Source organism: Aquabacterium sp. (assembly GCF_036279675.1).
In the GTDB taxonomy this organism is placed as follows: Bacteria; Pseudomonadota; Gammaproteobacteria; order Burkholderiales; family Burkholderiaceae_C; genus Aquabacterium.
The window spans coordinates 1-7964 of sequence record NZ_DASUIS010000039.1; the positions used below are offsets into that span (position 1 = coordinate 1).

Here is a 7964-nt window from a genome sequence, read left to right on the forward strand (position 1 = left end):
CCGTGGCGATCATCGCGCCCACCAGCAGAAATGCCGCCCGCCCGGCAAACAGCTGACACGCGGCCCAGGCGCCCCCCACCACGATGATGAACACACAGGCGCCCACGAGCTGGTCGCCCCGCTTGCCTTGCCCCAAGGTTCGGCAGATCAGGTCATACAGCAGCCAGAAACCCGCCAGAAAACCCAGCGCGGACGCCACCGCGACACCGGGCGACCAGGCATGAACAGATTGATCGATCAGGAACGTACCGGCATTGAACAGGTACAGCACCGTGAACAGCGCGAAGCCGGACAACCAGGTCGAGTAGCTTTCCCAGAAGAACCAGTGGAGGTTCTCCGGCAGCGACTTGGGCGCGCCGAGGTATTTCTGTGGGTTGTAGAACCCGCCGCCGTGCACCGCCCACAGCTCCCCGCCCACGCCTTTGTTCTTGAGGTCGGGATCCGTCGGGGGCGTCAAGGTGTTGTCGAGCCAGACAAAATAAAAGGAAGACCCCACCCAGGCAATGGCCACGATCACGTGCACCCAGCGCAGCAGCAGGTTGGCCCAATCCAGGGCATAGGTCAGCAAGGGCGACAACTCCAGCATGCGCAGGCCTCAGCTTCCACGATAGGTTGAATACGACCAGGGGCTCACCAGCAAGGGCACGTGGTAGTGCGACTGTGCGTCGGCAATACCGAAATCAAGCGGCACCTTGCCCAGAAAGGCTGGCTGGGGCAGCACCACACCTTTGGACCGGAAGTAGCCCTCGACATCGAAGATCAGGCGGTAGCAGCCCTTCTTGAAGTCATCCCCTGACAACAAGGGACGATCCAGCCGGCCGTCGGCATTGGTGACCACGCTGCGCAAGGACAACCAGCGCCCGTCGCTGCACCCGTCCGGAGAAGACTCGCGGACATACAACTCCAGTTTCATGCCCTCGGCAGGCGTGCCGTGTACGGTATCGAGCACATGGGTGGTGAGGTAGCCCGTACAGGCTGCCTGCGGCGTGTCGTCAGCGGTATTCATGAGTGGCCTCGCTCTCGGGAACCGGCGCCCAAAATAGGGCTTTGCAGCCAGTTCATCTTGCATTCGCAATCTGAAAGTGTATACACTTTAAACATGATGAGCGTTGCGCGCAAGACATCTCCCTCCTCAACAGGCACAAGCAGCCGGCGTGCCCGCCTGCCCCGTGCCGATGCCGATCTCATCCCGTCTGCGCCTGAACCACGAGCCGACGGCGATGTCTCCAGCACCGAACACATCGTGGCCGCCGTGACGCGCGCCATCGTCGAGCACCGTTTGTTGCCCGGCGCCAAGCTGGTCGAACAGAAACTGGGTGACCGATTTGGCGTGTCGCGCACCGTCGTGCGGCAAGCGCTGTACCGCCTGTCGGAACTCAAACTGGTGCGCCTGGAGCCTGCTCGTGGTGCATTCGTGGCCGCACCGTCGATCAAGGAAGCGCGAGAGGTCTTCGCCGTGCGCCGCATGGTCGAATCGCAGATGCTGCGCGAACTGATCCCTCGCCTCAAACCAGCTGACATCCGTGCGCTCAAGGCCCACGTCAGGACCGAACGTGAGGCCGTCAATCGTGTGGATGTGCCCACGCGCACCAAGCTGCTGTTCGACTTCCATGTGCGGCTGGCCGAGGTGCTGGACAACCAGGTGCTGGTGGACCTGATGCAGGAACTGGTGTCGCGCTGCTCGCTCATCACGCTGATGTACCAGTCCGCCGACAACGCGCAGGCCTCGAATGCCGAGCACGTGCAATTGCTCAAGGCCATGGAGGCCCGAGACACCGAGCTGGCCTTGAAACTGCTGCACGAACACCTTGACACCGTCGAGCGCCAACTGATCGAGCAACCCCGCACGAAGGCCTTGCCTGTGAGCGATGCGCTCGTGACAAGCTGAACACCAAACCCAAACCGACAGGCCCATGACCAGCCCCACGCCCTACCCCCGCGACCTCATTGGTTATGGCCGCCACGTGCCACACGCCTCGTGGCCGGGTGGCGCACGCATCGCCGTGCAGTTCGTGCTCAATTACGAAGAAGGTGGCGAAAACTGCGTGCTGCATGGTGACGCGGGCAGCGAGCAGTTCCTCAGCGAGATGTTCAACCCGGCCTCCTACCCGGATCGGCACCTGAGCATGGAGTCGATCTACGAGTACGGTTCACGGGCGGGCGTGTGGCGCATCCTGCGCGAATTCGAAAAACGTGGCTGGCCCTTGACCGTCTTCGGCGTCAGCATGGCCTTGCAACGCCACCCCGAACTCACCCAGGCCTTTGTCGACCTCGGCCACGAAATCGCCTGCCACGGCTGGCGCTGGATCCACTACCAGAGCATGGACGAAGCCACCGAGCGCGAACACATGCGCATCGGCATGCAGATCATTGAAGAGCTCACCGGCCAGCGTGCCCAGGGCTGGTACACAGGCCGGGACAGCCCGCGCACGCGCCGCCTCGTGGCCGACTACGGTGGTTTCGACTACGACAGCGACTACTACGGTGACGACCTGCCCTTCTGGACCGAGGTGCAACGTACCGACGGCCAGACGGTGCCGCACCTGATCGTGCCCTACACGCTGGACGTCAATGACATGCGCTTTGCCCTGCCACAAGGCTATTCGCAAGGCGAGGACTTCTTCACGTACCTGAAAGACACCTTTGACCTGCTTTATGCAGAAGGTGATCCGGCGGGTGACAACGCCCCCAAGATGATGAGTGTGGGCATGCACTGCCGCTTGTTGGGGCGCCCTGGTCGCTTCCGGGCTTTCCAGCGCTTTCTGGATCACGTTGCCCAACATGATCAGGTGTGGGTGTGCCGCCGCATTGACATCGCGAGGCACTGGAAGCAGGTGCACCCCTATCATCCCGCAGCAACCGGCTCGACGCCGGCCCAGCCTTGAGCGAGGCACACGACATGAGCCTCACACTGGATCAACTCAATGCAGCAGACCGCGACAGCTTCGTGGCGCTGCTGGATGGCGTCTACGAGCATTCGCCCTGGATCGCCGATGCGGCCTGGTCTCAACGCCCGTTCAAGACCATCCCGCAACTGAAATACGCCCTCGCCCAAGTGGTGCGTCAAGCTGGTGAAGAGCGTCAAAAAGGCCTGATCCGCGCGCACCCGGAACTGGCCGGCAAAGCCGCTGTCGCGGGCCAACTCACGGCCGAATCGACCAACGAGCAAAGCCGCGCCGGGCTCACCCATTGCACCGCGCCAGAATTCGCCCGGCTGCAGCAACTCAATGCCGACTACAACGCCCGCTTTGGCTGGCCCTTCATCCTGGCCGTGCGTGGCCCGCGAGGCCTGGGGCTGACGCGCCAGCAGATCATCGACACCTTCGCGCGGCGTCTGGATAACCCGGCGGATTTCGAGCTGGCCGAGTGCCTGCGCAACATCCACCGCATCGCCGAGATTCGCCTGCACGACAAGTTCGGGACCGAGCCCGTGCTCGGCAACCTGGTGTGGGACTGGGCTGAAAGGCTGGCTGCACATAGCGAGCCAGGCTATGCGGAACAAGGCCAGTTGACCGTCACCTACATGACGCCTGCCCATCAGGCCTGTGCCGCGCAATTGACAACCTGGATGCAGGACTGCGGTTTTGACGAGGTTTCGATCGATGCCGTGGGCAATGTGGTGGGCATTTACCAAGGCAGCGATGCCAGTGCACCACGCCTGCTCACCGGCTCCCATTACGACACGGTGCGCAACGGCGGCAAATACGATGGCCGCCTGGGTATCTTCGTGCCCATGGCCTGCGTGCGGGAACTGCACCGCCAGGGCCGGCGTCTGAAACACGGCATCGAGGTGATCGGCTTTGCAGAGGAAGAAGGACAGCGTTTCAAGGCCACCTTCCTGGGGTCCGGCGCACTGGTGGGCGACTTCCCGCCCGACTGGCTGGATCAGCAGGACGCCGATGGCATCAGCCTGCGTGAGGCCATGCGGGCCGCCGGCCTGAACGCCAGTCTGGCCGATATACAGGCGCTGAAACGCGATCCGGCCCGCTACCTGGGCTTCGTCGAGGTCCATATTGAACAAGGCCCCTGGCTGGACGAGATCGACCAGCCGCTTGGCGTGGTCACGGCCATCAACGGCAGCGCACGCTATGCGGGCGAGGTCATCGGGCAAGCCAGTCATGCGGGCACCACGCCCATGGACAGGCGCAAGGACGCCGCCGCCGCCGTGGCAGAGCTGGTGCTGTATGTGGAACAACGTGCCACATGGGACGTTCACTCGCCCCAAGGCCCCTCGGTCGGGACGGTGGGCGTGTTGAACGTGCCGTCGGGCTCGGTCAACGTGGTGCCTGGGCGATGCCAGTTCACGCTGGACTTGCGGGCGCCTGACAACGCGCAACGCGACGCCCTGGTGGCCGATGTGCACAAGCAGTTGGCCGCGATTTGCGAGCGGCGCGGCCTGCGTCACACCCTGACGCTGAGCATGCAGGCCAGTGCTGCGCCCTCCGATCCGGCCTGGCAGGCGCGCTGGGAAGCAGCCGTCATGGCCACGGGCCTGCCCGTTTTCAAGCTGCCCAGCGGTGCCGGGCATGACGCCATGAAGCTGCACGAATGCATGCCCCAGGCCATGCTCTTCGTGCGTGGCGGCAACGCCGGCATCAGCCACAACCCGCTGGAAACCATCACCAACGACGACGCGCAACTCTGCGTGGACGCCTTCATGCACCTGCTGGAGCAACTGTGAGCACGACCCAAGCCACCGAGCACTACGCCCGACTCGATCAGTGGATCGATGCGCATTTCGATGAAGAGGTGCGCTTCCTGCAAGCCCTGGTGCAGGTGCCCACCGACACCCCGCCTGGCAACAACGCGTCCCACGCTGAGCGCACCGCCGAGTTGCTCAAAGGCTTTGGCTGGCAGCCCGAAGCCCACAGCGTGCCCGACGCCGAGGTCAAGGCCTACGGCCTGCAAAGCCTGACCAACCTCATCGTGCGCCGCCGCTTTGGCGAAGGGGGACGCACGATCGCCCTCAATGCCCACGGTGACGTGGTGCCGCCAGGCGAAGGCTGGACGCACGACCCATATGGGGGTGAAGTGGTCGAGGGGCAACTCTATGGGCGCGCGGCAGCCGTCAGCAAGAGTGACTTCGCCACCTACAGCTTTGCGCTGCGCGCGTTGGAGGCCCTGGCCGCATCGAGCGGCAACGCGGCTTTGAAAGGCTCGGTGGAGCTGCACTTCACCTACGACGAAGAGTTCGGCGGCGAACTTGGGCCCGGCTGGCTGCTCAAGCAAGGCCTGACCAAGCCCGATCTGCTGATCGCCGCGGGCTTCAGCTACGAGGTGGTCACCGCGCACAACGGCTGCCTGCAAATGGAGGTGACGGTGCTCGGCCAGATGGCCCATGCGGCCATTCCGCACACCGGCATCGATGCCTTGCAAGGCGCCGTCACCATCCTCAACGCGCTGTACGCCCAGAACAAGGTCTACCAGGGCATCACATCCAGCGTGCCTGGCATCAAGCATCCTTACCTGAACGTCGGGCGCATCGAAGGCGGCACCAACACCAATGTCGTGCCAGGCAAGGTGGTCTTCAAGCTGGATCGCCGCATGATCCCCGAAGAGAACCCCGCACAGGTGGAAGCCGACATCCGCCGCGTGATCGCCGAGTCGGCCGCCACCTTCCCCGGCATCCGCGTCGAGATCAAGCGCCTGCTGCTGGCCCATTCGCTGCGCCCTCTGCCGGGGCACGAGCCACTGGTACAGGCCCTGCAGCGACACGGCGAGGCGATTTTCGGCGAACCTATCCCGACCAGTGGCACCCCGCTGTACACCGATGTGCGCTTGTACGGCGCGCACGGCATCCCGGCGGCCATTTATGGCGCCGGCCCGCGCACCGTGTTCGAGTCGAACGCCAAGCGGGCGGACGAGCATCTGGCACTGGCAGACCTGCGGCGCGCGACCAAGGTCGTGGCACGCACCCTGTGCGATCTGCTCAGCTCAGCCTGAAATTGGCGACAATGCGCGGATGCCCTCATCCGCCCTGCCACTGGTTCACACTTCTTTCTACCGCTTTGTCGCACTCAGCGATCCTGACGCCATCGCGGCAATCCTGCGCGAGCTGGTCGCCCCCTTGACGGGCAACGTGCTGGTGGCGGAAGAAGGCATCAGCGGCGCGCTGGCAGGCAACGCCCCGCAGATCGATGCCTTCGAGCAGGCCATGCACCAGGACCCGCGGCTGCAGGGCCTGTTGGCCGACATGCCCTTCAAGCGCAGCGCCTGCCAGACCCCGCCGTTCTGGAAAGTGCGTGTGCACCGCAAGCGCGAGATCGTGGCGCTGGGCCTCGATGGCGTCTCGGGCCTGGTGCCCGACCGCGCCCAGGGCCAGCACCTGAGCCCGCAGCAATGGCGCGACCTCATCGCGCAAGACAACGTCGTCGTCATCGACAACCGCAACAGCTTCGAGTACCGCCTGGGCCGCTTCAAGAACGCGATTGACCCGCACGTGGACAACTTCCGCGACTTCCCGGATTACGTGTCCTCCCACGCCGATCAATGGAAAGCCGAGGGCAAGAAGGTGGCCATGTACTGCACAGGTGGCATCCGCTGTGAAAAGACCAGCGCCTGGATGCAGCAGTTCGGCCTGGACGTCTACCAGCTCGATGGCGGCATCCTGAACTTCTTCCAGAGCCTGCCCGACGCCGACAAGGACTGGCAAGGCGAGTGCTTCGTGTTCGACAACCGCATCGCCATTGACACCCGCCTGCAGGAGACGACCACCACCGCCGATGATGTCTACAACGACAGCCCGGACGAGCTGTGGCGCAAGGAGCGCGCGCACCGACTGGACTCCGTGACACCCAAGGCAAGCCGCGTGAAAGCACCAGGCGCGCCCACCACGGACCCGGACGATCAAGGCTGATCGCCGGCACATCACTGGCATCCATGAGCAAGCCCGCATTGCCCACCATCAACGGCGTGAGCGCCAGTTGCGTGGCCCTGCCCGATGGCAACTGGCCAACGATGCTGGACTACCTCGCGCAACGCATACCAGCGGTATCACGCGAAGACTGGGCCGATCGCATGGGCAAGGGCGAGGTGGTCGATGCCCACGGTCACCCCATCTCGGTTGACACGCCCTATCGTGCCCACACCAAGCTCTACTACTGGCGCAGCCTGCCCTTCGAACACCAGGTACCCTTTGAGGAAGAGGTGGTGTTCCAGGATGACTACCTGGTGGTGGCCTACAAGCCGCACTTCCTGCCCGTCACGCCCAAAGGCCGCTATCTGCAGGAGACACTGCTGGTGCGCCTCAAGCGCAAGCTCGGCATCGACACGCTGGTGCCCATGCACCGCATCGACCGCGAAACCGCGGGGCTGGTGGCCTTCACGATCCAGCCGCACACGCGCAATGCCTACCAGGCTCTGTTTCGGGACAAGGTGGTCAACAAGACCTATGAAGCCATTGCGCCATTGAGCAAGGCGGTGGCGCTGCCCATGGTCTACCGCTCGCGCCTGGCAGAAAGCGAGCGCTTCATGGCCATGCATGAAGTGGCCGGCACACCCAATGCCGAAACCCGCATCGAACTGATCGAATCAGCTGGCGATTGGGGCAGATTCAAGCTGCAACCCATCACGGGCCAGAAGCACCAGTTGCGCGCGCACATGTCGGCGCTGGGCATGCCACTGCTCAACGACCAGATCTACCCGGAACTGTTGCCCGCCTTGCCACCAGAAGTGGCACCAGACTTCTCTCGTCCTTTGCAACTGCTGGCTCAGTCTCTGTCGTTCATGGACCCGATCACTGCCCAGCAACGTGACTTTCACTGCGGGCGCAGCCTGGATCTGACATCGGCGCTGCGTCAGTCAGACCAGTCAAGCCCAACAGACCAGCCGGGTGAGGCTTAACGCTGCGCCATCGCCTCGCCCATGCGGATCGCACGAGCAGGCTCCCACGCAGCGTTGAACTGAAGCGGACCTTTGGGGAACAGCATGACGACCGTCGAGCCCAGCAGGAAGCGCCCCATCTC

The 7964-nt window shown here is 63.9% G+C and carries 9 protein-coding genes; 6 read left to right on the plus strand and 3 right to left on the minus strand.

The window, feature by feature from the left end; all coding sequences use genetic code 11:
• On the minus strand, nt 1-586 hold a 586-nt coding region (locus VFW93_RS04250; RefSeq protein ID WP_414639580.1), incomplete at its 3' end, for a urate hydroxylase PuuD.
• A 9-nt stretch (nt 587-595) separates the two neighbouring features.
• Nucleotides 596-1006 (minus strand): hydroxyisourate hydrolase, encoded by a 411-nt coding sequence (uraH, locus tag VFW93_RS04255; protein ID WP_329692747.1) that lies wholly within the window; start codon nt 1004-1006, stop codon nt 596-598.
• Between the two features lie 96 nt (nt 1007-1102).
• Here uraH and VFW93_RS04260 point away from each other — a divergent pair, with 96 nt between their 5' ends.
• From VFW93_RS04260 to VFW93_RS04285, 6 genes are read left to right on the plus strand one after another with little or no spacing between them, the layout of a single operon-like run.
• A complete protein-coding gene (locus tag VFW93_RS04260; protein ID WP_414639581.1) occupies nt 1103-1888 on the plus strand; it encodes a GntR family transcriptional regulator in 786 nt (261 codons plus the stop codon).
• Nucleotides 1889-1913: 25 nt separating this feature from the next.
• Nucleotides 1914-2885, plus strand: coding sequence for an allantoinase PuuE (puuE, locus tag VFW93_RS04265; protein WP_329692749.1), 972 nt, complete (start codon nt 1914-1916; stop codon nt 2883-2885).
• Between the two features lie 14 nt (nt 2886-2899).
• Nucleotides 2900-4681 carry a 2-oxo-4-hydroxy-4-carboxy-5-ureidoimidazoline decarboxylase gene (gene uraD / locus VFW93_RS04270; RefSeq protein WP_329692750.1) on the plus strand — a complete coding sequence of 594 codons (1782 nt, stop codon included), beginning with the start codon at nt 2900-2902 and terminating at the stop codon, nt 4679-4681.
• Entirely contained in the window at nt 4678-5943 is a 1266-nt protein-coding gene (locus VFW93_RS04275) for a M20 family metallopeptidase (protein WP_329692751.1), read from the plus strand. Before uraD ends, VFW93_RS04275 begins: the two co-directional genes overlap by 4 nt.
• A gap of 19 nt (nt 5944-5962) precedes the next feature.
• Nucleotides 5963-6856: a rhodanese-related sulfurtransferase gene (locus VFW93_RS04280; protein WP_329692752.1), complete on the plus strand. Its 894-nt coding sequence runs from the start codon at nt 5963-5965 to the stop codon at nt 6854-6856.
• A gap of 23 nt (nt 6857-6879) precedes the next feature.
• A complete protein-coding gene (locus tag VFW93_RS04285; RefSeq protein WP_329692753.1) occupies nt 6880-7842 on the plus strand; it encodes a pseudouridine synthase in 963 nt (320 codons plus the stop codon).
• Here the strand turns inward: VFW93_RS04285 and VFW93_RS04290 are convergent.
• Nucleotides 7839-7964, minus strand: a 126-nt coding sequence (locus VFW93_RS04290; RefSeq protein ID WP_329692755.1) for a phosphatidylserine decarboxylase, incomplete at its 5' end; no start/stop codon positions are given. The genes VFW93_RS04285 and VFW93_RS04290 overlap by 4 nt on opposite strands.

Bases quoted from the DNA above. Each gene is read 5' to 3' on its own strand.
- uraH (WP_329692747.1), bottom strand. From the start codon at position 1,006: ATGAATACCGCTGACGACACGCCGCAGGCAGCCTGTACGGGCTACCTC.
- VFW93_RS04260 (WP_414639581.1), top strand. From the start codon at position 1,103: ATGAGCGTTGCGCGCAAGACATCTCCCTCCTCAACAGGCACAAGCAGC.
- puuE (WP_329692749.1), top strand. From the start codon at position 1,914: ATGACCAGCCCCACGCCCTACCCCCGCGACCTCATTGGTTATGGCCGC.
- uraD (WP_329692750.1), top strand. From the start codon at position 2,900: ATGAGCCTCACACTGGATCAACTCAATGCAGCAGACCGCGACAGCTTC.
- VFW93_RS04280 (WP_329692752.1), top strand. From the start codon at position 5,963: ATGCCCTCATCCGCCCTGCCACTGGTTCACACTTCTTTCTACCGCTTT.
- VFW93_RS04285 (WP_329692753.1), top strand. From the start codon at position 6,880: ATGAGCAAGCCCGCATTGCCCACCATCAACGGCGTGAGCGCCAGTTGC.